We start from the raw sequence: 23,755 nt of genomic DNA, 5'->3' as shown, positions 1-23,755 counted from the left end.
GGAGTAGCCTCGGGCGCAGGTGTGCGGGGCCCCGAATTCTCGGAAAGCTCCGAGCGCGAGTTTCCGAGAAGGTTCCGAACGCGGGCTCTATCCTTCTAGATATTCCCAGAATGCAAGGGCGGCCGGCGAGAGCGGGTCGCCCTTGCGCTTCACGGCGTAGGTGCCGAAATGGGCGTCGTCTCGCAAGGTGACGGGAACGAGGGGGTAGTCGGGAATGGGCTCGATGTTCTCGTTCGGAGGCAGGCCGAACATGAGCGCTTCGTTCTGGGCGGCACTGCTGGTGAGCACGTCGATATTCGACGAGGTCATGACGATATTGGGCACGATGCCGTGGACAGCGCAAGCGTCCATGAAGTAGCGGTGCAGGTGGTCGCGCTTGCCGAAGGTGACGAAGGGCTGTCCGTCGAGGTCGGCCACGGTGAGGTGCGCACGCTGCGCGAGCGGGTTTTCGAGAGGCACATGCACGTAGGTGCCCGTTTCCACGAGGAGCAAGATGTCGAACTCGCCGAGATATTCCGGGGCCGACCCTACGATGCCGATATCCGATTCCCCGGATTTCACCATGCTGAGGGCCACGTCGGTCGGAGAGCTCTCAACGGAGAGCAGCAGGTCGGGATGACTCTCGGCGAAACGGTCGATGATGTCTTTCGGAAGGGTGAGCGCCGCGCCGGGTACAAGCGATACGGCAAGCGAAGGCGCCCGCTCGGCACGGCCGTACTCGCCGAGATAGCGCCGCTCCAGGGCTCGATACGCTTCCACGACGGGCTGCGCGTCGGCCATGAGAGCGCGGCCGGCTTCGGTGGCCTCCAGGGCCCCATCGCGGTTGGCGATGAGCGCCTCGCCCAGCTCCTGCTCCAAATTATGAACGGCCTTACTGAGCGCCTGGCGCGTGATGAACAGCGCATCAGCCGCCTTGGTGTAACTGCGCAGGCGCGCAACGGCAATGAAATAGTCCAACTGGCGAATGTCCACGGCTTCCCTCCCCTGTGGCTGTGGCATCGGGCCGACGATGTTCCGGCCTCCTTTCTTATTACCGCAACCGCGCGGCTCAAGGCAAGCAAAAAACGGTTGCGGGAAGGCAATCGGAAGGTGCTTTGTCAGGAAGCGGCCCATGGCTAAGATCGGCATTGTTCGTTTCGGCGTCGCTATGCGAGAAGCCGGACGAGCGGAAAGGGCCGCCGAGGGGGCGGCTGAATCCACGGTTCTCGGATGCGGGGCTGCGACTGTCGGAGCTGCCGTGCGAGGCCAGAGTCATTGGAGGGAACTATGACCCAGAGCAATTTCTCCCGTCGCGACTTCTTCAAGCTGGGCGCTGTCGGCGCCGCCGGCGCTGCCGCGGCCGGGCTTGCCGGTTGCGCGCCTGCGGGCGACAAGGCCGCCGGTGCTGATGCCGCCTCGGGCGCTGCGGCTGGCGGCGAAGGTGCCGTCAGCACCAACGATGTGGTGCTGAAGCTCGGTGACGAGCTGCCGAAGTGGTCGTTCATGGTGGCGCCCGATCCCATTCCCGAGGATCAGATCACCGAGGTGAAGGAGAACGATATCATCGTCGTAGGCGCCGGTATGTCGGGCCTCACCACGGCGGTGGCCGCCGCCGAGAAGGGCGGGAAGGTGACGCTGTTCTCCGCGTCCAGCGGCCCTATCAGCCGCGGCGGTTCCAACTACGCCCGCAATTCCAAGGTGATGGAGGAGCTGAAGGTGGAGCCCTTCAACCCGTCTCCGTTCTACTACCACGAGATGCGTGCGGCTTCCTACGCCATCGATCAGGCCAAGTGGATGCGCGGCTACAACGAGTCGGAAGAGGCCATGAACTGGATGATCGACATTGCCAGCGAGGCGGGTCTGCAGGTCATCTTGGAGCGCGACAACAATTTCGACCTCGGGCCCCACTACGCGCACGCCTTCTCCACCTTGGGAGACGCGGCCATGGTGTCCACCGGTCAGCAGGGTGCTGTTGAGGCGCTCGAGAAGAAGGCCCAGGAATACGGGGTGGAGCTGGTCTACGACATGAAGGCCGAGCAGCTTATCCGCGAGGACGGCGGTCGTGTGACCGGCGTGGTGGCCAGCAAGATCAACGGCTCGGGCGAGGGCTACGTGCAGTTCAACGGCAAGTACATCGTACTGGCTACGGGCGACTATTCGCTCGATAAGGAGATGCTCGCCTGCTACTGCCCCGAGGCGCTGGAGTATGTGGGCTACGATCAGGTGGAAACCGACTACAACACCTCGTTCCAGATGGGCGGCATCTACGGCGGCGACGGCCAGAAGATGGGCCTGTGGATCGGTGCGGCCTGGCAGCATGCACCGGCGGCCCCCATGTACCAGGGCGGCTGGGGCGGCGGCCATGAGCCGCTCGGCTTCCACTGGGGCCTGAACGTGAACACGCGCACCGAGCGCTACCAGCGCGAGGACATTTCCGCGCCCTATTCCGCCCGCTATCTGCTGTCCCAGCCGGACAACATCGCCTACGGCATTTGGACGAAGAACTACCCGCAGGCCATCATCGACCGCGGCCAGGAGTGGTTCCTGTTCGGTTCCGACTACACCCTGCCGCCGAAGACCGCCGAGGAAATGATCGCCATTTGGGACGCCGGCGCGGAAGACGGCTCCTACTACAAGGCCGACACGCTGGACGATCTGGCCGCGCAGCTGGATTTGGACGCCGCGAAGCTGAAGGAAGTCGTGGCGCACTACAACGAGCTGGTGGCCGCCGGGGAGGACACCGACTTCTACAAGGATCCCACCTATCTCATCGAGATCGAGGAGACGGGCCCCTACTACGCCGCGAAGAACACCTGCACGTTCATGACCATCATGGGCGGCCTGCGCACGAGCGTCGACATGGAGGTGTGCGACGAGAACGATGAGCCCATCCCGGGTCTGTTCAATGTCGGCTGCATGGTGGGCGACATGTACGCTAACCAGTACAACTTCGCCATCCCCGGCAACAGCTACGGCATCAACTGCCTCACCTTCGGCTACACGCTGGGCCACCGCCTGGCCGCCGGCGACTTCGAGTAGCAGCGGCCGAGCGCTGAGGGGGTAGCCGAGCGCGGGTGCGTCGACCGGTACAAGCAATTGCCGATCGTCTGGCCGTCGACCCGCACGAGCGCGAAACCACACCCTCCCTTAACGCAGGCGTCCCTCGGGGCGCCTGCGTTTTGCAGGGGAAAGTCGAGAGGATGGCGCCTCCCCGTTTAAGCATCTATGACCCGCAACGCGCTTCTTTCGTTGACCGCGTAATGGGGCAAGGGGCAAGAAACGCGAAAGGCCGCCTCCGGAAGGAGGCGGCCTTGCTAAGGGAGGGCTGCGAATCGGGGAGGGAAGATTCGCAGGAAGATGCAGATCGGAGCCGCCTTTGCGTTTGGACGCAGGCGCTGCTTAGGCTACGGCCTCGGCGGCGTACATGCCGGCCATGCGGCCGCCGCTGTAGGCGCACATGAGGGAGAAGCCCTCGTAGTCGCAATAGGGAGCGCTCATGAGCGTGCCGTTATCGGCGCCGGCCACGTACAGGCCCGGGATGGCGAGACCCGTCGCGTCGATGGCCTGCAGGCGGTCGTTCGTGCGGATGCCGCCAATGGTCACCCAGGCGCTCGGCTCGTACTGCATGGCGTAGAAGGGACCCGTCTCCACCGGCTGCAGGAAGCAGGCCGGCTTGTAGAACTGCTCGTCTACGCCGGCGGCGCAGTAGCTGTTGTACTCATCGAGGGTAGCCACCAGATCGGGAGCGCCAATGGCCTCGGCCAGCGCCTGCACCGTATCGGCCTTGAAGATCCAACCCGCATCCACGCCGGCGTCGATGTTCGCCTGCACGTCCTCAAGGGGCTTGTCCTTCAGGGTCATCATGCCGGTGCGCCAGTTCACCTCGTCGGCGCCGCACAGCGTCCACGGGTCGGTACCGCCGGCCAGGCCGTCAACGTAAGCCTGGTCGACCACGGCGTAGTACTGGCCGCCGACCAGCGAGATGGCCCCGCCCAAGGCCAAGGGCAGGTTCGCGAACTTGCCCTCGTTGCTGAAGCGGCGCCCCTGGTTGTTCACGAGCAGGGTGCCGTAGATGCCGATGGAGAAGGCGGCGTTGCCCTTGCCCCACAGGCCGTCGGCGTTCTGGTTCGAGCCGGAGAACTCGTTGCCGGCGATGCCCCACTGGGTGGACACCTGGCCGCCGACTTCCTGCACCATCTCAATACCCTCGCCCACCGACAAGATGCTGCCGAGAGGGTTCACGAAGGTGCCGAAGCGCTCGGTCATCATATCCACGTTGCCGAGAAAGCCGCCCGTAGCCACGATAACGGCCTTTGCCTTCACGTCGATGACGCCGTCGCCTTCGCACTGGATACCCACGCAGGCGCCGTCTTCCATGATGAGACGCTTTCCAGCGGTGTTGAAGATGAATTCGCCGCCGTTGGCCTCAACGAAGCTCTGCAAGGGCCCCATGCGGTCGACACCCTTGGCTTGGGTCTTGGAGTCCTTCGGATCGGACTGGAAGTTGCAGCGCACCGAGTCGTACCCGGCGCCGTAGTTGTCGGGGCGCAGACCGGTGGCAACGCCAAAATCGTCCGTGAACTGGTCGACGGTGCTGCCCGACAGCTCCACGGCGCGCTTCACGGCCGCGGCGTTCGTGGACCAGTGGGAATATTCCATGATGTGGTTGAAGGCTTCCTCCACGGTGAAGGTGATGCCGGCCTCCTGCTGCAGCTTGGAGCCGACCATGAAGGGGCCGCCGGCGATGGAGCCGTTGGAGACGCCTACATCGACGCCCTTCTCGATGACGACGACCGACTTGCCGGCGCGTACGGCCTCCACGGCCGCCCACATGCCCGCTCCGCCGGCACCGACGATGGCGATATCGCACTCTTTCGTCTCATCGGCGGCCTGCATGGCCGAGCCAGCGGGCTCTTCGCCCGTCTCGGCGAGGTCGGCGGCAGGGGTCTTCGGCGCGCAGCCGGCCAGGGCGGCGGCGCTGCCGAGGGCGGCGATGCCGCCGAGGGTCAGAAAGCTGCGACGGGAAAACGTAGTGGTGCTCATGGTGATCTCTCCCTCCAAGAGTTGAACGGGTCGCCGCCTTCGGGCGGCTGAGCCCATCATGGACGCCGCCGCGGAACTTGTCGCGGGTGAAGTTGCCCGTATCTCTGGGTGATTGTCTGCTCACCCCTCGCCTCACCCCTGGGTTTCACCTGGTACAATGAGCGCAAACGAAGGGAGGGCGCAATGGGAGAGGGAAATGCCTTGCAATCGCTTGTGCCGAGGCAGGCTGAGGAAAGTGATGGCTTCGTGCCGCTCGTGCCCCTGCGCTTTCTCGGCATGGGCCTTTTCATCGCATGGCTGTGCTGCACCCATATCGTGGCGGTCTTTCCGGGGGCGGGTTACGAGATGGAGCCCCGCAACGCCTACGATACGGCTATGCGCGTCTTCGACATCGCCTCGTTCCTCGTCTTGGCCCTGGTGGCGCCGCGTTTGGGGAGCCTCGTGCGGCGCCCGGTGCTCGGCTCGGTGGCGGTGGCGTTCAGTGCGGCGGCAACGCTTATCGTAGGGTGGGTGCTGCTCCCTTTGGCCGCAGCACCGGCGTGGCTGTGGGCCGTGGCCGTTCTGGCTGCTCCGGGCGGTGCAGTGCTGTTCTGCCTGTGGGCCGAGGTGTATGCGCAGCTCGGGCCGACGCGCACCGTTGTGTACGGGGCCTGCTCCTGCGTTGTTGCCGCTCTATTCGCCTTCCTCGTATGCACCATGAAGCCGCCCTATGCAGTGGCGGCCACGAGCTTGTTGCCGCTTCTGTCGCTCGGATGTGTCCTGGCGAGTGCACAGCTGGCGCCCCGCGAGCCTCGGCGTGCTTCCGGCACCCGCTATCCGGTGCCGGGTAAGCTCATTCTCATTATGGCCATCGCCGGTTTCTTATCGGGCGTGTCTGCCCTGGCGATGGAGAACGTCGAAGGTGTGGGGGCGATGTTCCGCGTGCTGGCCACGGCACTTGCCGGAGCGGTCATATTGGTCATGTCCATCGTGCGGCGCGATCGCATGGATGTGCGCTTTCTCGCGAAGGTTGCGCTGCCGCTCGCGGTGCTGGCGCTGCTGCTTATTCCGCTTGGAGGAGTGGGGCTGGGGTATGCAGCCGCGTTTCTGCTGAAGCTCGCCTACGTGTGGTTCACGTTCTTCGTGCTTATTCTGCTTGCGAGCATCTGCTACCGGTTCGAGGTTCCCACCTTGCGTATATTCGCGCTCGCCCGTGCCGCGAGCGAGTTCGGTATATTGGCGGGAGTTGCCTTGCGTCGGTTTCTCCACCTGAGCGATTATTTGGCGAATCCGGCGTTTCCAGTGGTGTTTTCCCTGGTGGGCATCGTGCTCGTGCTCTGCTGCGTGCTAGTGTGGAAGAGCGAGAAATCCGTCAACGGCGACTGGGGCGCTGCTGGTGTGGCGGTGGAGACGAACCAGCAGGTAGTCAGCTCTCGCGAAAGGTTCATGGAACGTTGCGACCGCATGGCGGCCGAACACGATCTGACGGCGCGGGAGGCTGAGGTCATGGCGCTTATAGCCCAGGGCAAGACGCGTCGCGAGATAGAGCAGGAGTTGTTCCTGTCCGAGAACACGGTGAAGACCCACGCGCGCCATCTGTACGCGAAGCTCGGCGTGGCCACCAAGGCTGACGTTATCGCCCTGTTTCAGGACTAATTCGGAGAATTGTAGCGAATTATATTAAGTATAATGTAATTAGCGACAGCAATTTTTGTATCTTTCGCGAAGAGGTCTTTCCCTACCAGCTCCATTCCAGCAGGCGGCTGAGGAAGCGTTGCAACTCGGGGGTTTCGGGGTGCTCGAAGACGCGCTCGCTCGGGCCGTATTCCGCGAGGCGGCCGTTGCAGAGGAAGGCCACGTGGTCGCAGGCACGGCGGGCGAAGCCCATCTCGTGGGTGACGATGATGAAGCGCGTGCCTTCCTCGGCCAGATCGCGCACCACGTCGAGCACCTCGGTGGTGAACTCGGGATCGAGCGCGCTCGTAGGCTCGTCCAGCAGAAGCAGGCGGGGTCGCGCAGCCAGGGCTCGGGCGATGGCGACGCGCTGCTTCTGGCCACCTGACAGCTGCGCGGGCCGCCTGCCGCCGGCCTCGGCGAGTCCCAGGCGCTCGAGCAGCTCGCGGGCGCGTTCCTCGGCCGACGCCGGGGCCTCCTCGTGCACCACGCGCAGGGGCAGCGCCACGTTCTCCAGCGCGCTCATGTGGTGAAACAGCCCGCTGTCCTGGAAGACGAATCCCAAGGTGGCGCGGTAGGAGCGCAGGCTCTTCTCGTCGGTGCCGATGGGCCGGCCGTCCACAGAGACGGTGCCGCAGGTGGGCGCCTCCAAGCCGCCGATGATGCGCAGCAAGGTGGACTTGCCGCCGCCCGACGGCCCGATGATGGCCAGCGCCCGCACGTCCTCGTCGAAGCTGATATCGTGCAGCACCTCGGTGCCGTCGAAGGACTTGCCCAGGTTCGCCAGCGTCAGCCGCAGGGGCGCCGCCGCCTCGTCGTGCTCTCCGACGCCGCGACCGTCCGCGGCCCTTCCCCGCTCGGTTTCTGGTCTAGTGCTCATAGTCGAGCCTCTTCTCGAAGTGGCGGCTCACGGCCATGATGGGCAGCGTGAGCACCAGGTACAGCGCTCCCAGCAGCAGAAAGCCCCCGAAGAAGTTGTAGTTCGTGGCCGTGATCTCGCGGATGGTCTGGGTCAGCTCGATGACGGCGATGACCGACAGAAGCGACGAGTCCTTGATGATGGATGCCACCTGGCCCGTCAGCGCCGGCAGCGTGCGCGCCACCAGCTGGGGCGCCACCACGTAGCGCAGGGTCTGTGCGCGGGTGAAGCCCACGGCGCGGGCCGCTTCCAGCTGGCCGGCATCGAGCGACAGCAGGCTGCCGCGCAGGATTTCCGCGATATAGGCGCCCGAGAACAGCGACAGGATGATGATGCCCGCCAGCACGCGATTGTCCACGCCCCAGGCCGTGCCGATGATGTAGTAGAAGAAGTACACCTGCACGATGAGCGGCGTGCCCCGGATGATCTTCACGTACAGGTCGCACAGGTAGCGCACGGGCAGCACGCCCGCGCCTTGCCCGGCGGCCACCGCAATCCCGATGACGAGGCTTATGACCAGCGACGCCGCCGAGATGCCCACGGTCATGCAGAAGCCGTCCCAAATACGCACACGGTACTGGGCGATGAAGTCGAAGTTCAGCGCAATGCCCGCCGCCGCGAGTGAGGCCCACACCACGGCCACCACGACCACGCACACGGCCAGGTAGTTCAGCGCGGCCTTCGCCGGACGCACGGGCGCGCCGGCGCGGGCGGTGAAGGGACGGAAGATGGCGGGCATGCGGTTCATGGGGCTAGCTTACTCGAAGTCGAAGAACCACTTGAAGCCGTACTCGTCGAAGGCCTTCTTCTCGTCGGCGAGGTACTTCTCGGTCAGACGGTCGAACTCGCCGTCGGCCTTCGACTGGGCGATGAAGGCGTTCAGCTGGTCGAGCAGCGCGGTGTTGCCCTTCTTCACGGCGATGCCCCACTCCTCGGCATCCTGGAAGGGGATGAACACCGCCTCGGTGGTGTCGGGGTTCGCCTGGTGGTTGCGGTAGATGGTCAGCTGGTCGTACAGGAAGCCGTCGGCCTTGCCCTGCACCACTTCGGTCACGCACGCGCTCTCGTCGGCCAGCCGCACGATCTCGGCGTTCGTGAGGTTCTTCGTGGCGTACACGTCGCCGGTCGACCCGGTCTTCACGGCCACCTTCTTGCCCGGCTGGTTCAAATCCTCGATGGAGGCCACGCCGGAGTTCACGTTCGCCAGAATGGCCAGCTGGGCCATGGCGTAGGCGTCCGAGAAGTCCACCGACTGCTTGCGCTCGTCGGTGATGGTCATGGAGCTGATGACCAGGTCGGCCTTGTCCGTTTGCAGCGCGGGAATGAGGCCGTCCCATGCGGTGTTCCCGATCTGCACGTCGTAGCCGTAGGCCGCGCCGAAGTCGCGGATGAAGTCGACGGCGAGGCCCTCGGGGTTGCCCGCGTCGTCTTTCGTCTCGAAAGGCGGGTAGGCCAGCTCCATGGCCACGCGCAGGGTGGAGCCCTGGTCGGCTGAGGCGCCGTCGGCTGCCGGGGCGCTGCTGCCGTCGGCGTCCGTGCTACCCGACGAGCAACCGGCCAGCACGCAGGAAAGCGCCAGAAGGGCGGCGGCCGCTACGGCCACGAAGGCGCGGCAGGCGCGCGAGCCGCGGGTTGCGGAAGCAGTACGAGTGAGAGAAATGGTGCGGGTCATAGGTGCTCCTTACGGGTTGATGCGGGCGCTCACGTTCGCCTGCATGGCTTTCATGGTACGGCAGGTGACGGCCAGGTCCTCATCGCTGAGGCCATCCGTCAACGTTGCGATAAGTTCGCGGGACACAGTTGCCATGGCGCCCTCCAGCGCGCGGCCGGCGGCGGTCAGGCGCACTTCCTGCACGCGGCCGTCGTGGGTGCTGCGGGCCTTTTCCACATAGCCGGCGCTGGCAAGCTTGCGTACCAGGGCCGTGACGGTGGAGGGGTCCTTCCCGATGGCCTCGGCCAAGGCGGCCATGGGCATGGCGTCGTGGGCGAAGAGCTGCATGAGGATATCGCCGTGGGATGGGACGACGCCGACGAGTCCCTCGCGGGCCAGAAGCTCAACCAGATAGCGGTTGGCCGCGCCCAGGGTGCGGGACATGAGGCTCACGATGGCGCTGTGCGCGTGCGGTGCAATGGGGCAGGTGAGGGTCTGTTCCACGGCGTCCTCCTAAGCGACAGCCGGCCCTTTGCCGACCACGGCGTCGGCGGGGCAGACATGGTAGCAGTTGCCGCACTCATCGCAGCGCTCGCCGAGGATGCGGTAGGGAGTGCCGGGCATGATGGCCTTGTGGGTGCACGCATCGGCGCAGGCACCGCACTCGATGCACGCTCCGGTGATGGAGAGCCCCGGCGCCTCGAAGGTCGCGCCTCCCCATGCGAAGCGCTCGCGCAGGATTTTGTGATCGCGATGCACCATGTTGAAGTCGTAGTCGTACAGCTCGCCCCATGCGGAGCGCAGCACGAGCACGCGCGTCTCGGGATACTTGTTGATGTCGTACACCGCGACGGCGAACTGGGGATTCTCCGCCGCCTTCTCGTCAACCTCTTCTTGGCTGAGCAGGCGCACATCGCCCGCCACGCGCACCATGAAACCAGGTTGGAAGTGGGGCATGTTGTCATCGTCCCAGGTGCAGGGTGCGGCCGTCTTCTCGCCGCAGACGGAGAGCTTGCCGCCTTCCACAAGCTGGCGATAGAAGGGCTTCACGTCCATGGTGCGCAGGTAGAGGCCCTCATCGTCGTAGGCGAAGAAGTGGGCGATGCGGGAATCGACGCCGCCGCGTCCGTCCAGTGTGGCGAAGCTGCAGCAGCCGATTTGGTCGAAGAGGTCGTAGACCTCGGGGAGGGTGAGCATGGGGCTCCTTTCTCGGGTGGGATGCTAGTGTGTGGAGGCCTGCAGGGCGCGGTAACGTTCGGCAAGGGCCCGGGCGTAGGCGGCCATGAGATCGAAGTCGAACAGCTCGGTGCAGTCTTCCGAGACGTTCGATACGCTGTTGGCGTCGATGATGAAGCTACCCTCGGAAGCCTCGATGACGTCGAAGCTGCCGAACTGGATGTCCAGTGCCTTGGCTGCGGCGAGTACGGTGTCGGTGACGGCGGCGGGGCAGTCGGGATAGAGCTCGTAGGTGGAGCCCTTGTGGTAGGAGGACAGCCCGTTGGCGGCCACCGATCGCTTCACCGCGAGCGCAATGCGGCCGTCTACCACCTCGATGCGCGTGAGGAAGCCGGCCGCTGCCTCGATAAAGGGTTCCACGATGAAGACGAGATCGGGCGCCTCGGCCAGGAACGCCTCGGCATCGGCAGCGCTGCGCAGGATGGCCGTGTGCGTGGTGCGGCCTCCGCAGTTCGGCTTCACAATGCAGGGATAGGGCCACGCGCTCACCGTGCTGGCCAGTGCGGCAGGGCCGCCCCATGCAATGATGTCGGGCACGACGATGCCGGCTTCCCGCAGAGTCTCGGCGGCGAGGCGCTTGTCCACCTCGAAGAAGTGGGCGCGCGGCGGATTCACCAAGGGGATGCCCGCGCTTTCAGCTGCGGCGATGATGTCCTCCATGGCCGCGTGAGCCCGAAGATGCCCGCGAAAAGGGGCGCTCGCGAATACGCGGCTGACGAGCATTCGGCAGGCGAGGGCCTTCTCGACGCAATGCTCTTCTTCCACGTTGATCACGAGCACGGGCGAACGCGGCGCTTCTTGCGCGACGGTTTCCCCGGTCGCGCCTCCGTAGACCTCGCTGTCGGCGGCGTCCGTCGTCTGCCTCGCGGGCTCCTTGCGAAGGATCTGGCCCAGCTCGCGGGCCAGCTTCCAATCGGACCACTCGTCTGATTCGTATAGAATCCCGATCACCGGATGCCTCCCTTCCGTGGCTCCTTTTCCTCTCAAGCACATCGGCTGACCGGCAGAATACTTTGATATCAAAGTATTGTCAAGCGGTGGTGCGCTATGGCAGCGGTCGGTGGTGGGGAGGGGGCCGGCGTTTCGACGCACACGACGGAATGATGTTTCGATGAGAGGCGCGGCTTATACGGTTATCGATTCCCGTTATAATGGCCGTAGGTGCCCCGTCACGCCTGGGCGGCTTCGAGAAAGGAGCTACCCATGGACACACAAACGGTAACTGCCTTGTGCGACCTCATGCTTGTGGTGATCGGAATCATCGGGCTTGTTCTGATGAGGAAGGAGTGACGGACGGTGTTTGGCCAAAGAAGAAGCCGGGCCACCTGTCGAAAGTAAACCCGGCTTAATCAAACAACCGACGCCGCCCGGCAGAACGGGGCACCGTCTGTCCGCATTATAGCATGGAGGTTGCGGCGGCACAGCCCCTGTTTTGGTTCGGAAGGAAAGCGTCATGGGCAGCAAGAAGCGCTCGGCATGGCAGAAGCAGAAGGCACAATTCGCCGCATCGCTCGGCGGGGGCGACTTGTTCGCGGAACTCGGCCTCGGGGACGATGCCGACCGCGACCCCTTCGCTCGGGAGTCGGCCGCGCGGGCCGCGCGCGACGAGGCCCACGAGGCGACCCTGCGCCGCAAGGCCTGCGAGCGCAAGAACCGCTACGCCAGCCGCTACGAGGCCGAGCTCACCGCCGCCGAATGCGCCGAGCACGGCGCCCCGCCGCTGCACGTGTACAAGTGCCCCTACTGCAACGGCTGGCACCTCACCTCTAAGCCCGAGCACTAGGAGGCGGGTTGAGCGATCGCCCCATCCTCGTATTGCCATGCGAATTCCAAGGTGATATCATCGATATCACCTAATGAATCGAGGTACAGCATGACAGATATTCTCATTCGCGATCTTGACGATGCCACGAAGCGGAGGTTGAAAGAGCAGGCATCGCGGCACGGTCGCTCGCAGCAAGGCGAGGCCCGGGCTATTCTCCAGGCATCGCTTCAGGATTCAGGATCTACGGGTTGGGTGGGGCGCCTGCGGAATGCCGCCCAAGCGGCGGGTGGCATCGATCTGGAAGAGCCGATACGCCATCCCGCGCGGGAAATCGACGTGCGGGGGTGGCTGTGAACTTCATCGCCGACACCAACGTCGTATCCGAGCTCATGCGGCCCCAGCCGAACGATAACGTGATCGATTGGTTCTACGACCATGAAGGCTGCGTATATCTGACGTCGATTACCGTGAAGGAACTGTACTTCGGCATGTTGCGCCTGCCGGAGGGAAAGCGGAAAGACCGTCTGCGGCAGGCGATTACGGGCATTGTGATGGACTGTTCCGACAAGACGTATTCGTTCGATGCCTTTAGCGGATATTTGTGCGCCGAGCTGCACGAGAAGGCACTGTCCCAGGGGCGCACACCTACCATCGAGGACTTGATGATCGCCGCTATCTGCAAGCGCAACGACTGCGTGCTCGCGACACGCAACGTGAAGGACTTCGACTACCTGGACATCGACCTGGTCAATCCCTTCGAAGGGTAGCGAGGAAGAACGGCTGGCACCTCACCTCCAAGCCCGAGCGTTAGGCTGCCGTCTACTCCGCGGGGAACGAGTACACGTGGCCGCCGCCGTAGAACTTGCCGAGCAGGTACAGGTTGCTCGCCGATTCGCTGGTCAGGTATATCTCGCCGTCCACCTCGTCGATGCCCTCGGCCATGGGAGGCACCGTCAGCGTCTGCACGAGGGTCGCGTCGTCCAGGAAGTACAGCGGGCAGCGATGGCCGTCCACCAGGTAGCTTCCGCCCCGATGTGCGCGAGCCGGGTCGTAGATGCGCACCTCGGCATCGCCGAAGCCCCAGGACAGGCTGAGCGCGATGTTGCCGTCGGGCGTCACGCATAGCCCCTGCACGTTGCCGGGAATGGAGTACACCGCCGCCGGATGCTCGCCGAATCCGAAGGGCCCGTGGGCATGCGGCGCGTAGGCGTACACGAGCGCCGGGTTTACCTCGCCGGAAGGGCAGGTGAGCCAATGGCTTTTCGGGGTGGGGTAGAACAGCCGGTGCTGGAACTCGCCGATGTAGAGCATGCCCTTCTGCACGTTCATGAACGCGGGCTTAAGGGGAATGGCGCGTCGGCCGATGGCCTCAAGGGTATCCCCGTCGGCCGCTGTGGCCAAAGCGGCGCGGTCGAGCACGACGAAGCCGTCGCACACGGTAAGGAAGACGTAGGGGCCGGAAGCTGTGATGGCGGCGCCGTGTCCGCGGTAGAGCGACCCGTCGGGCAGCCGCACCTCGTGGCGCCGCACCTCGCCGTCTTCGCCCACTTGGAAGATGGGCGACGGCTTGCGGTTGGCCGTGTATCCGCTGAACAACCATGTCTTCTCATCGTCAAGATAGAAGAGGTCCTGGGGCACGAAGCCGTGGTTGATGCCGGGAATCTTGAATCGGCGCGTGGCCTCGCTGTAGAAGGGCTTGCAGGTAGCGCGCACGCGATGGCGCTTGGCAAGCACGGCAGCGAAGGCGACCGCGGCGCCTGCAGCCACAGCGCCAGCGCCAACGGCAATCTTCGCGGCTGCGGGCATGGTGGAGTGCTTCATGGCAACGCACCTCCTGGGAGTAGATGGCAAGAACGTCGGGGGAGGGAGATTCTCCGACGCTCCCATTGTCCCCCTTCCTATATGAAGGGAGCGGGCCGCCTGAATGCTCGTTACGGGAGGGAAATCAAACTGACGTTCATTTGCGCCCATTGCCTCATTCTGCTCGCTACCAAACACAGCGTTCTGTATTTGTTGATGTCCATTGAATAGCTATCGATGAGCGTTACAATGGTAGCAGGTGCTCCGTCACGCCCGGGCAGCTTCATGAAAGGAGTTGCCTATGGATACGCAAACAGTCATTGCCCTGTGCGATCTCATGCTTGTCGTTATCGGAATCATCGGCCTTACGCTGGTGAGGAAGGAGTGACGGACAGCGTTGGCAAAGAAGAAGCCGGGCCCCCACCAAGGTAAACCCGGCTTAATCTAACAACCGATGCTGCCCGGTTCGGCGGGGCACCGATTGCCTGCATTATAGCACGAATCGACTACGTTGTGGGTGGTCTTCCGTGCCCGTATGTTGTCAAAGGGATTCCCGGGCTATTGCTTGATCGGCTGATCATTTGCGCCTTATTTGCGCCTGGGGGACGGAGAAACAAATCAGGCCAGCTCGTTTTATCAAGCTGGCCTAGTGCTTTAAAGTGGTGCGGGCGAGAGGACTTGAACCTCCATGGGGTTGCCCCCATACGGACCTGAACCGTACGCGTCTGCCAATTCCGCCACGCCCGCAGGTGCTGTTTCGGCTTCGCCAAAAGAGCGTAGTTGATAATACCCGACTTACCGCGCGGGTGCAAGAAGTTTTTTCGGGAATCGCCTATTCCCCGCGCAGGATGGTGTCGGCGGTTTCCGCGAGGGCGGCATCGGTCTCGTCCTGCTGGCGGCGCTCGGCGCGCTCCTCGTGGGCGATCTCGTGACCGATGTAGTCGTGAATGGCGTGGTCTTCGCGGTGCTCGCGCTCCTTCTCGGCGTGCTTCTCCGCACGTTCATGGTCGGCGATATGCTTTTCCTGCTGTTCTAGGTGCTGCTTCAGCGTCTCTTCGCTCATGGCGGTTCCTTTCGCTTGCATGCGGGCGGCACGGTGCGTCCCGCGTGACCCCACGTATCTTTTGCACCTTACGCCTTCAGGTGGGCGAGCCGCCCCGTCGCGGCCATTCGTAGGCGTTTTGCAACGGGACGGTTCTATAATGGAGGGCATTGTTTCCGGCCGCTGCGGGAAGTCCGAGCGGCCCTGTGGGGAAAGGACGCGAATATGGCAGAAGCGACGCCGGTGGTCGGCATCATCATGGGATCGGAATCGGATATGCCGGCCATGGAGCCGTGCATGGCCCAGCTGGACGCCATGGGCGTGCCCTACGAGGTGAAGGTGGCAAGCGCCCATCGCAAGCCGGCCGTGGTGCACGAGTGGGCCGAGAGTGCGGCCGATCGCGGCATCAAGGTGATCGTGGCCGCGGCAGGCAAGGCCGCGCACCTGGGCGGTGTGGTGGCCGCGTTCACGCCGCTGCCGGTTATCGCCGTGCCCATGAAGACAAGCGACTTGGGCGGCCTGGACTCGCTGCTGTCCATGGTGCAGATGCCCTCGGGCGTGCCGGTGGCCTGCGTGGCCATCAACGGCGCGAAGAACGCCGCCATCCTGGCCGTGCAGATGATGGGCACGAACGACCTGGCCATGCGCCAGAAGGTGGCCGATCTGAAAGCGGAGATGGCGCAGTAGCCCATTCGGGCTGAGGCGAGCGTGGGGAAGAAGAGAGCGGTTATGGCGAAGAAGCTTCTGATGGGAAACGAGGCGTTCGCCCATGCGGCCCTGGAGGCCGGGGTGAACGTGGTGGCGGGGTATCCCGGCACGCCCTCGTCCGAGCTGGTGGAAACGGTGGCGAATCTGCATGCGGCCGGGGCGGCCCGCGGCGTGCACGTGGAGTGGTCCACCAACGAGAAGGCGGCGCTAGAGCTGCTTGCCGGCGCGTCCTACTGCGGCGCGCGGGTGCTGTTCACCTGCAAGCAGGTGGGGCTCAACGTGGCGTCGGACGCGCTCATGTCGCTGAACTACGTGGGCACAGGCGGCGGCTGCGTGCTGTTCGTGGCCGACGACCCGGGCCCCATTTCGTCCCAGACCGAGCAGGACACGCGGCGCTTCGCGGCCTTCGCGAAGGTGCCGGTGCTCGACCCGTCCACGCCCGACGAGGGATTTGCCATGATGAAGGCCGCTTTCGAGCTGTCCGAGCGCTACCACACGCCCGTCATCGTGCGGCCCACCACGCGCATCAACCACGCCTCCACGTTCTTCGACGTGGCCGAGCAAACCGAGGCGCGCCCCGTGCCCGAGGAGGGTTTCCAGAAGGATCCGAAGTGGGTCATCTTCCCGAAGCGCGCCTATGAGGGCCACGGCGAGATCAACCGCCGCCTGGCCCAGATTTCCTGGGATTTCGACCGCGACCCCGCCTTCGCGCAGTTCAACGAGGTGTTCGAAGGGGGCGGGGAAGGTGCGAGCCGGACGGCCGCTCCTGGCGATGAGGGTGCCGCGCCCCGCGTGGGCATCGTGGCCGGCGGCGTGTCGGCCGCCTACGCCCGCGAGGCGCTGGCGCTCATCGAGGCCGAGGCGACCCGCGCGGGCCTTGCCGTGCCCCGCTACCGCTTCATGGCCGTGGGCACACCGTACCCTTTCCCCGCCGAGACGGCAGCCGCCTTCGCCGAGGGGCTTTCCGACGTCATCGTCTTCGAAGAGCTGGATAGCGTGCTGGAAGAGGAGATGCTGAAGCTCGCCGGTGCGCGGCATCTGCCTCTGCGCGTGCACGGCAAGCTGACCGGCGCTGCCAACGATCGCGGTGAGAACACCACCGAGAACATCGCCGGCCGCCTGGGAAGGTTCTTCGATCGCACTTCCGAAGCAAAGGCGGGGCAGTGCGAGGGGGCGGCCCAAGAGAGGCGCCGGCCCTTGCAGGAAGAACATGTGCTCCCTCCGTGTGAGGGGAAGGCCGCATCCACGTGCTCAGGCAAGTCCTCGCTCGGCGGAACAGCCCACCGGGCTGTTCCGTTCGCTGCGGAATCTGCGCGCGAGGACACGGCCTTCCCCTCGCACTACTCGTCTCTTGCCGCTCTCGTTGCCCGCACTATCGGCGCGAACCATCTCAGCTACGACGGCGTGCTGCCGGTACGGCCGCCAGTGCTGTGCGCGGGCTGCCCCCATCGCGGCGGCTTCTACGCCATCAAGCAGGCACTTAAGGGACGCGAGGCGGTGCTCTGCGGCGACATCGGCTGCTACACCCTCGGCAACGCCGCCCCGCTCGATGCCGTGGACACCTGCCTGTGCATGGGCGCGGGCATCACCATGGCCCAGGGCTTTGCAGTGGCCGAGCCGCAGAAGAAGCAGGTGGCCTTCGTGGGCGACTCCACGTTCTTCGCCAGCGCCATGACCGGCATCGCGAACGCGGTGTACAACGGCCACGACGTTACCTTCGCCATTCTGGACAACGCCACCACGGCTATGACCGGCAGTCAGCCGCATCCGGGCACGGGCGTTACCCTCATGGGCGAGAAGCGCCGCCCCATCGTGATCGAAGAGGTACTGCACGGGCTGGGGGTGGAGCACATCGGCTTCGCCAATCCCCACAGCTTGGAAGGATCCATGGCAGCGGCCCGGGCGGCCATCGACTTCGAAGGCCCCTCGGCCATCATCTTCCGCGCCCCGTGCATTCAGCTGAAGAAGCCCGCCGCGCCGGTGGTCATCGACGCCGAAGCGTGCACGGGCTGCAAGAAGTGCATCACCTCCATCGGCTGCCCCGGCATCGGGTTCGACGAGGCTCGCCGCGGGCCGAAGTCCCGCGAGCGCGGCCAGGCCTTCGTGGATGAGAGCCTGTGCGACGGCTGCGGCCTGTGCACCCAGGTCTGCCCCTTCGGCGCCATTCAGGGCGCGGTGGGGTTCGGCGGTGCGGCACCGATTGAGCCGGCGATCTACACCCCCACCCCTGAGCCGTTCCAGACCGGCTCGTTTGCGCCGGTACTGGCCGACGAGGTGAACGATATCCAGGAAACGGAACTGCGGGGCGAGTCCGATAAGACGCCCGGCGAGGCGCTGGCGGCGGAAGAAGGGGGCTGTGATGATTAACGTTCTTCTGGCGGGCGTGGGCGGCCAGGGCACGGTGCTGGCTGCGAAGGTGCTGGCCCTGGCAGCTGAGAGCCAAGGCTGGCAGGTGCGCACGGCCGAGACCATCGGCATGGCTCAGCGCGGCGGCAACGTGACGAGCCATGTGCGCATGGGTTCGGAAGGCGAGGAAGTGTTCTCGTCGCTCATCACGCCCGGCACGGCCGACATGGTCATTGCGCTGGAGCCCGGCGAGGCAGCCCGCGCGCTGCCCTATCTGGCGCCCGGTGGCGTGCTCGTGACGGCTACGACGGCCATTCAGCCCGTAACGGCGGCCCTGGCGAGCGTGCCCTACCGCGCCGGCGATGTGGTGGCGGCGCTGGCGAACTCGCTTCAGGCAGAGGCGGTGCGCGAGCAGGCGGCTGCTGCTGCCGAAGTGGCTGAAGAGGCCGCTGCGAGCCTCAGCGCCGCCGATGGGGCAATCACCGCGAAGGACGCTCAGGCTCCCGGCGTGGGCGGCTATCCGGTACCCCTGTTCGTTCCCGTGGATGACGAGGCGCTGGTGGCGCACCTCGGCCCCGGCTCCCGCAAGTCGCTCAACATGATGCTTTTGGCGGTGGCCGTGGCCCAAGGCCGCGTCCCCCTTACCGTTACCGAGCTGAAGGCGGCCGTACAAGCCTGCGTAAAGCCGCAGTTCGTCGCCATGAACCTCGAAGCCATCGACCACGCCGCCGCTGCTTACGGGTAGGCTCTTCCAGGATGTCGGTCTTCGCGGCTGCTGTCGGCTGGCTTCCTCCCTTGGCTGCCCTCATCGCGCTTTTTGATGAGGCTTCGCGGTGCTCCGTCCCTAAAATAATACCTTTCGGATGAGCCTATTTCTCCAGATCGTCGCCTTTGTGGGACAGACGCCGCGATGCTTGTCACCTAGCATGTTCCTTGTGCGCGGCGGCATGGGGCCGCCCGCTGAAATAAGGAGGAATTCATGGGAGAGAACAAGGGAATGGATCGCCGCGGCTTTCTGAAGACCGCTGCGTTTTCGAGCTTGGCCCTGGGTGGCGCGGCCGCTCTGGCCGGTTGCGCCCCGGCGGCGGGGCAGGATGCGTCCCTGAGCAACACCGGCGCCGATGTGGCGTGGGATAAGGAAGTAGACGTGCTCGTGCTCGGTTCCGGTACCGGCACCTTTGCGGCCCTCGTCGCGGCGGCCAAGGGCGCGGGCTCGGTGTGCCTCGTGGAGAAGGGCACCATGTGGGGCGGCACGGCGGCCACCTCGGGCGGCGGCCTGGCGGTGCCCCTGACCTACGCGGCCGAGGCTGCGGGCATCTCCGACACCAAGGAAGAGGTGGTGAAGTACTTCACCAACGCCTCGAACCAGCGTGTTGACCAGGCAGTGCTCAGCTCGTTCATCGACAACGGCAACGACTTCCTCACCTGGCTTTCCGAGGAAATGGGCTGGACGTTCAACGCGTCGCCCCTGTTCGGTGACTACTATGAGCCCATGGAGGGCTGGATTCCCATGGGCCGCGGCAGCCTGGGCGCCGCCAACGAAGAGGGCCCGCTCGTGGCCGCCCAGATGTGGGAGCAGATGAAGGCGAAGCTCGAGGGCTATGGCGTGGAGATCCTCATGGACACCGAGGCCACCGAGCTCATCCCCGACGGGGCTGGCGGCGTAGCCGGCGCGGTGTGCGGCGGCCAGAACATCAAGGCCGGTGCCGTCGTCGTCGCCACCGGCGGCTTCGACCACAACGACGAGATGCGCGCGAAGTACCATCCCTTCAAGATCATGGCCACCAACGCCGTGCCCACCAACACCGGCGACGGCCAGCTCATGGGCATGGCCATCGGCGCCAGCGTGTCCTACATGGATCGCTGCTGGGGCGCGCCGGCCATCCTCACCACGGGCGACGACCCGGCCACGCTCATCGCCGAGGGCACCATCGCCCAGGAGATCGCCGGCACCGACTGGGCCATGTACCGCGGCCTTCCCGGCGCGGTGGTCGTGAATAAGAAGGGCCGTCGCATCGGCAACGAGGCCGGCCCCTACGACCTGTTCAACCAGGCGTTCGCCTACTACGACACCGGCGAGCCGGGCCACGTGAACATCCCCGCCTATTTCATCTGCGACGCCGCCTGTTGGGCTACCTACTCGCTGCCCGGCCACACCGTGGGCGCCGTGGGCGACGGTGACGGCAGCTACTTCGACGAGACCTACGGCGGCGAGGCGACCGATCCCAACGAGGTGCCCGCGCATTTCGTGAAGGCCGACACCCTGGAGGAACTCGCCGAGAAGCTGGGCATCGACGCGGCCGGCCTTGCGGCCGAGATCGCGGCGTTCAACGAGAACGCCGTCCAGGGTGCCGATCCGGTGTTCCATCGCGGCGAGAAGCACCTCGACATCAATACCACCGGCGTCATGGGCGGCAGCCGCACCGATCTGGCGAACCCGGTGCTCGCGCCGCTGGCCACCGGCCCCTTCTACGGAGCCATCTACGTGCCTGGCACCTGCGGCACGGCGGGCGGCCTGACCATCAACGAGAACGCCCAGGTCGTGAGCACCTCCGGCGAGCCCATCGAGCACCTGTACGCCGTGGGCAACTGCTCCTCGGGTGTCTCCGGCGGCACCTACGTGCACGGCGGCATCAGCCTCGGCTCGGGCGGCGTGATGAGCTGGGTGGCCGTGAACCACGCGATGGGCGCCACCGCCTAAGCCCCGCGCGCTGAATTAACCCTCCCTCCCTGACGGCCCCGCTTTGGCGGGGCCGTCGTCGTTGCCCCCTAAGGGTGACCAGCGTGCTCCTTGAAGTAGTCGATGAGCTCCTGCTTGGAGTGGATGCCCAGCTTCGCGTAGATGCGCTTGGTGTGGGTGCGGGCCGTGCCCTCGGAAATGAACAGCTCCTCCTGCACGATGCGCAGGCTGCGGCCCTCCAACAGAAGCAACGCCACCTCCGTTTCCCGCGGGGTGAGCCCGGCCTCGCGGGCGATGTCCTCGAGCGGCGCCTTGCTGCTTAAGGCGGCAGTGCGTCCGAGGCTCGAGGTCCACACGCCCGAGAAGGCGAGGAAGAGCACGATGGTCATGAGGCAGATAAACGAGGAAATGTCGCTCAGAAGGCCGCTGTGGGCCGCGCTGATGCCTTCGTGCAGGAAGTTGCCTGCCACCGTTCCCAGGCCCCAGCACAAGTTAGCCACGGCGAAGTACTCGGCCTTGCGCAGATCGAGCCCGAAGACGGTGATGATGCACAGCAGGAGGAACAGCAGCTGGGCGATGAGAAACAGCGGCGAGGGGTGGGTGAACACCTGGCTGGGCGCGGTGGCCATGAACACCGTGCCCAGCGCCACGACGAAGCCGGCCGCCGCCCCCACGAGGCAGGGCATGGAAAGCGGGAGCGAGTAGCGGATGCGGCGCGGCAGCGGGCCGACGCGCTGGGAGGGGGCGGCCGCGCGGTCGGCGTCGAGGGCGAGCACGAGGGGCGCGGCTACGACGCAGGCTGTGTACACCTCGGACGGCAGCCAGAGGAGTATGAGGCTGAACAGGTAGAACAGCATAAGCGAGCCGGAGAGCGCCACCGAGAGCGTGGCGAAGTCGTCGCATTTCGCCAGGGTCTCCAGGCGCAGGATGGCGCCGAGGGTGCACCCCACGCCCAGGACGATCGTGGAGCACGCGTACAGCACTTCCCCGGCCTCGCCGCCGGGCGGCATGCCCGTCATGCCCACGAGCGCGCCGGTGGTGGCCAAGGCCGTGCCGATACGCACGGCGCGGGGCACGCGGTCCCACTGGGCCCGCACGATGCCGATGGCGAGCGCGATGCTGATCAGCGACGAGGGCAACGCGAGCGCCCGCTCCGCCAGATACGAGGTCGTAAAGGCGCTGTTGTACGTGATTTGGTGGAACCAGAGCCAGATAATGGCGTCCAACGCGGCGACACGCGCCGCCTGCCGTCCGTTGACGGCATGGGCCTTCAGGTTGATGCGCACGGCTTCCCCTCCCTTGGAATCGGCAAATCATACCTTTTGGGCGAGGGAAAACAGTCTAATTGCCCTCTTTCGTGAGACAGACATCTCCCGCCCCGCTGGATACGATGACAGCGGGCTCGGCTTTGGGTCTCGGCAAAATGTTCGTGGAAGAAGGTTTTGCGTGAGGAGATGCTCAAGGCCGAGCCTATCCGTTGGAGGTTTCTTTGTCAAGAAAGGGGAAAGACATGAGACAAAGTGAGCTCACGCTCTCGCGCCGGTCGTTCATGGCGGCCGGGGCCTGCGCGGGCATTGCGTCGCTGGGGCTGCTGGCCGGCTGCGCGGCGACCGCCGATGTGCCTGCCGCCCAAGAGGGGCCGGAGGAACCCGCCGAGGAGCCGGCGGCCGACCCCGAGCCCGCGCCGACGGCCGACCTGGCCGAGACGGGGGACGAGAACGTCATCTACATCGTCGACCGGCTGGTGACCAAGCCCGGCGAGGGGAAGGCCGTCTACGACGACTTTATGGCCACTATGAAGCCCCTCATCGAGGGCGCTGGCTGGAAGTTCAAGCGCGCCACCGTGGCGCCGGCGATGTGGCTCGACACCGATTCCAACGTCATCGAGATCGAGTGGACCATGGCCGACATCGTGCAGGAGGCATGGGCCTACTCGTCGGGTACGCGTTACAACCCCGACTACGTGCAGTGGTGGACCGACATCCGCGACCGCCTGGTGTCCAACGACCGCGTCTACTCGGCGCCCGAGAGCTACATGGAGGTGCTCAACAATGTTTAGCGCGCTATTTGCCGTCACCTTCGCCGAGGGCGTCGATGATGCCGCGAAGGACCAGTTCGTCGCCGAAGCCCGCCAAGCCGCCGAGGCTGTGAGCTCGGTCTACCTGGCCGACAAGGTGCTCGAACCGCCGATGCCCGGCGGCGACTTCGTCTGCGAGGTGGGCTTCGCCGACCAGGCCGCCTACGAGCAGGCGAAGGGGCAGGCCTCCTGGGAGGCGCTCGACGCTCTCATGCACGATGGCGGGAAGGTCGCCAACTGCGAGTTCATCGCCTACGGCGAGGGCACGCTCACCCTGCAGGAGACGGAGGAGTCCGCCTGCCACCGCGTGCTGTTCTTCAGCCTGCGCGACGGGGCCGACCCGGCCATGGTGGAGAAGATGGAATCGGTTATGAACGACATGACTGCCCATGTGCCCGGCCTGCGCAACTGCAAGTTCGCTCCCGTGGTGGAAAGCTCCGGTACCGACGAGTGGGCCTACGCCTACGAGTGCGACTTCGACGATCCCATGACCTTCCTCGGCAAGTACATGTCCACGCCGTTCCACTTCCTCTACATCGACAAGTTCTTCGAGCCGGCCTGCGGCGAGTGGGTGGTGAACACCAACCTGTGCACACCCTACCTGGCCCAGGAGACCCCGTTCCTCGCGAACTTCGCCTAAGGCGTTTTTGCGGAAAGCCTGCCGTGCCGACGTCCCCTCCCCGTCGGCGCGCACAGGCTCCTTTTCCGGCGACCCTTCCGGCAGGGAGGGTCGCTTTGCTTTAACCCCAACCGTCAAGGTCAGCTTTCCGCTTGCGACCTTGCGTTTTTCCCTTGCGGGAATGTTGCGAATCACGCGCGCGACTTGTTACGAATTTGTTAGAATGGAGCACACTCG

The 23,755-nt window shown here is 65.2% G+C and carries 22 protein-coding genes and 1 tRNA gene; 11 read left to right on the top strand and 12 right to left on the bottom strand.

The annotated features are described in order from the left end of the window. Positions 1–87: 87 nt before the first annotated feature. Positions 88–972: a LysR family transcriptional regulator gene (locus tag Q5064_RS02495; protein ID WP_302961998.1), complete on the bottom strand. Its 885-nt coding sequence runs from the start codon at positions 970–972 to the stop codon at positions 88–90. A 294-nt stretch (positions 973–1,266) separates the two neighbouring features. On the opposite strand from Q5064_RS02495, the gene Q5064_RS02490 reads away from it, so the two are divergent. Then, positions 1,267–3,018 carry an FAD-dependent oxidoreductase gene (locus tag Q5064_RS02490; protein WP_302961995.1) on the top strand — a complete coding sequence of 584 codons (1,752 nt, stop codon included), beginning with the start codon at positions 1,267–1,269 and terminating at the stop codon, positions 3,016–3,018. Between the two features lie 360 nt (positions 3,019–3,378). Here the strand turns inward: Q5064_RS02490 and Q5064_RS02485 are convergent, their stop codons facing one another. Then, positions 3,379–5,022 carry an FAD-dependent oxidoreductase gene (locus tag Q5064_RS02485; RefSeq protein WP_302961993.1) on the bottom strand — a complete coding sequence of 548 codons (1,644 nt, stop codon included), beginning with the start codon at positions 5,020–5,022 and terminating at the stop codon, positions 3,379–3,381. Between the two features lie 183 nt (positions 5,023–5,205). Between Q5064_RS02485 and Q5064_RS02480 the strand changes: the two genes are divergently transcribed. After that, complete coding sequence (locus tag Q5064_RS02480) at positions 5,206–6,657, top strand: helix-turn-helix transcriptional regulator (RefSeq protein ID WP_302961991.1); 1,452 nt, start codon at positions 5,206–5,208, stop codon at positions 6,655–6,657. An 82-nt stretch (positions 6,658–6,739) separates the two neighbouring features. On the opposite strand, the gene Q5064_RS02475 is transcribed toward Q5064_RS02480, so the two are convergent. The 6 genes from Q5064_RS02475 to Q5064_RS02450 are packed head-to-tail and all read right to left on the bottom strand — an operon-like array spanning position 6,740 to position 11,432. Beyond that, the gene (locus Q5064_RS02475) at positions 6,740–7,555 is read right to left on the bottom strand and encodes an amino acid ABC transporter ATP-binding protein (protein ID WP_302961990.1); all 816 of its coding nucleotides are present in this window, start codon (positions 7,553–7,555) and stop codon (positions 6,740–6,742) included. Beyond that, positions 7,545–8,342 (bottom strand): amino acid ABC transporter permease, encoded by a 798-nt coding sequence (locus Q5064_RS02470; protein WP_302961988.1) that lies wholly within the window; start codon positions 8,340–8,342, stop codon positions 7,545–7,547. The genes Q5064_RS02475 and Q5064_RS02470 overlap by 11 nt, the downstream gene beginning before the upstream one ends. Positions 8,343–8,351: 9 nt before the next feature. Further along, a complete protein-coding gene (locus Q5064_RS02465; protein WP_302961986.1) occupies positions 8,352–9,266 on the bottom strand; it encodes a transporter substrate-binding domain-containing protein in 915 nt (304 codons plus the stop codon). A gap of 9 nt (positions 9,267–9,275) precedes the next feature. After that, positions 9,276–9,749: a MarR family winged helix-turn-helix transcriptional regulator gene (locus Q5064_RS02460; protein WP_302961985.1), complete on the bottom strand. Its 474-nt coding sequence runs from the start codon at positions 9,747–9,749 to the stop codon at positions 9,276–9,278. 9 nt (positions 9,750–9,758) lie between these two features. After that, positions 9,759–10,442: a 4Fe-4S binding protein gene (locus Q5064_RS02455; RefSeq protein WP_302961983.1), complete on the bottom strand. Its 684-nt coding sequence runs from the start codon at positions 10,440–10,442 to the stop codon at positions 9,759–9,761. Positions 10,443–10,466: 24 nt separating this feature from the next. Then, positions 10,467–11,432 (bottom strand): RimK family alpha-L-glutamate ligase, encoded by a 966-nt coding sequence (locus Q5064_RS02450; protein ID WP_302961981.1) that lies wholly within the window; start codon positions 11,430–11,432, stop codon positions 10,467–10,469. A 502-nt stretch (positions 11,433–11,934) separates the two neighbouring features. Here Q5064_RS02450 and Q5064_RS02445 point away from each other — a divergent pair. From Q5064_RS02445 to Q5064_RS02435, 3 genes are all read left to right on the top strand, one after another. Next, positions 11,935–12,264 carry a hypothetical protein gene (locus tag Q5064_RS02445; RefSeq protein ID WP_302961979.1) on the top strand — a complete coding sequence of 110 codons (330 nt, stop codon included), beginning with the start codon at positions 11,935–11,937 and terminating at the stop codon, positions 12,262–12,264. Between the two features lie 90 nt (positions 12,265–12,354). Next, positions 12,355–12,600 carry a TraY domain-containing protein gene (locus Q5064_RS02440; protein ID WP_136435982.1) on the top strand — a complete coding sequence of 82 codons (246 nt, stop codon included), beginning with the start codon at positions 12,355–12,357 and terminating at the stop codon, positions 12,598–12,600. Continuing rightward, positions 12,597–13,013 carry a type II toxin-antitoxin system VapC family toxin gene (locus Q5064_RS02435; protein ID WP_302961977.1) on the top strand — a complete coding sequence of 139 codons (417 nt, stop codon included), beginning with the start codon at positions 12,597–12,599 and terminating at the stop codon, positions 13,011–13,013. Before Q5064_RS02440 ends, Q5064_RS02435 begins: the two co-directional genes overlap by 4 nt. Before the next feature lie 52 nt (positions 13,014–13,065). Here Q5064_RS02435 and Q5064_RS02430 read toward each other — a convergent pair whose 3' ends face one another. The 3 genes from Q5064_RS02430 to Q5064_RS02420 all read right to left on the bottom strand — a co-directional run bounded on the left by Q5064_RS02430 (position 13,066) and on the right by Q5064_RS02420 (position 15,109). Next, complete coding sequence (locus tag Q5064_RS02430; protein WP_302961976.1) at positions 13,066–14,067, bottom strand: hypothetical protein; 1,002 nt, start codon at positions 14,065–14,067, stop codon at positions 13,066–13,068. A gap of 639 nt (positions 14,068–14,706) precedes the next feature. Beyond that, a tRNA-Leu gene (locus Q5064_RS02425) sits at positions 14,707–14,793 on the bottom strand. An 85-nt stretch (positions 14,794–14,878) separates the two neighbouring features. Beyond that, a complete protein-coding gene (locus Q5064_RS02420) occupies positions 14,879–15,109 on the bottom strand; it encodes a hypothetical protein (protein ID WP_302961974.1) in 231 nt (76 codons plus the stop codon). A gap of 204 nt (positions 15,110–15,313) precedes the next feature. On the opposite strand from Q5064_RS02420, the gene purE reads away from it, so the two are divergent. The 4 genes from purE (at position 15,314) to Q5064_RS02400 (ending at position 20,843) form a co-directional block, all read left to right on the top strand. Beyond that, complete coding sequence (gene purE / locus Q5064_RS02415; RefSeq protein ID WP_302961971.1) at positions 15,314–15,775, top strand: 5-(carboxyamino)imidazole ribonucleotide mutase; 462 nt, start codon at positions 15,314–15,316, stop codon at positions 15,773–15,775. A gap of 42 nt (positions 15,776–15,817) precedes the next feature. Further along, entirely contained in the window at positions 15,818–18,163 is a 2,346-nt protein-coding gene (locus tag Q5064_RS02410) for a thiamine pyrophosphate-dependent enzyme (protein WP_302961970.1), read from the top strand. After that, positions 18,156–18,887 carry a 2-oxoacid:acceptor oxidoreductase family protein gene (locus tag Q5064_RS02405; RefSeq protein WP_302961969.1) on the top strand — a complete coding sequence of 244 codons (732 nt, stop codon included), beginning with the start codon at positions 18,156–18,158 and terminating at the stop codon, positions 18,885–18,887. The genes Q5064_RS02410 and Q5064_RS02405 overlap by 8 nt, the downstream gene beginning before the upstream one ends. 234 nt (positions 18,888–19,121) lie before the next feature. Next, on the top strand, positions 19,122–20,843 hold the full coding sequence (locus Q5064_RS02400) for an FAD-binding protein (protein WP_302961967.1): 1,722 nt from the start codon (positions 19,122–19,124) through the stop codon (positions 20,841–20,843). A 68-nt stretch (positions 20,844–20,911) separates the two neighbouring features. Here Q5064_RS02400 and Q5064_RS02395 read toward each other — a convergent pair whose 3' ends face one another. Continuing rightward, positions 20,912–22,108, bottom strand: coding sequence for a LuxR C-terminal-related transcriptional regulator (locus tag Q5064_RS02395; protein ID WP_302961965.1), 1,197 nt, complete (start codon positions 22,106–22,108; stop codon positions 20,912–20,914). A 224-nt stretch (positions 22,109–22,332) separates the two neighbouring features. Here Q5064_RS02395 and Q5064_RS02390 point away from each other — a divergent pair, with 224 nt between their 5' ends. Together Q5064_RS02390 and Q5064_RS02385 are read left to right on the top strand one after the other, a co-directional pair. Further along, positions 22,333–22,881, top strand: a complete 549-nt coding sequence (locus tag Q5064_RS02390) for a hypothetical protein (protein WP_302961964.1) — start codon at positions 22,333–22,335, stop codon at positions 22,879–22,881. Continuing rightward, positions 22,874–23,539: a Dabb family protein gene (locus Q5064_RS02385; RefSeq protein WP_302961963.1), complete on the top strand. Its 666-nt coding sequence runs from the start codon at positions 22,874–22,876 to the stop codon at positions 23,537–23,539. Before Q5064_RS02390 ends, Q5064_RS02385 begins: the two co-directional genes overlap by 8 nt. Positions 23,540–23,755 lie beyond the last annotated feature (216 nt).

The sequence above is a fragment of the uncultured Adlercreutzia sp. genome, assembly GCF_958431955.1.
GTDB lineage: Bacteria > Actinomycetota > Coriobacteriia > Coriobacteriales > Eggerthellaceae > Adlercreutzia.
The sequence above is the reverse complement of the archived record's forward strand: the minus strand, read 5'-3'. Positions and strand labels throughout refer to the sequence as shown.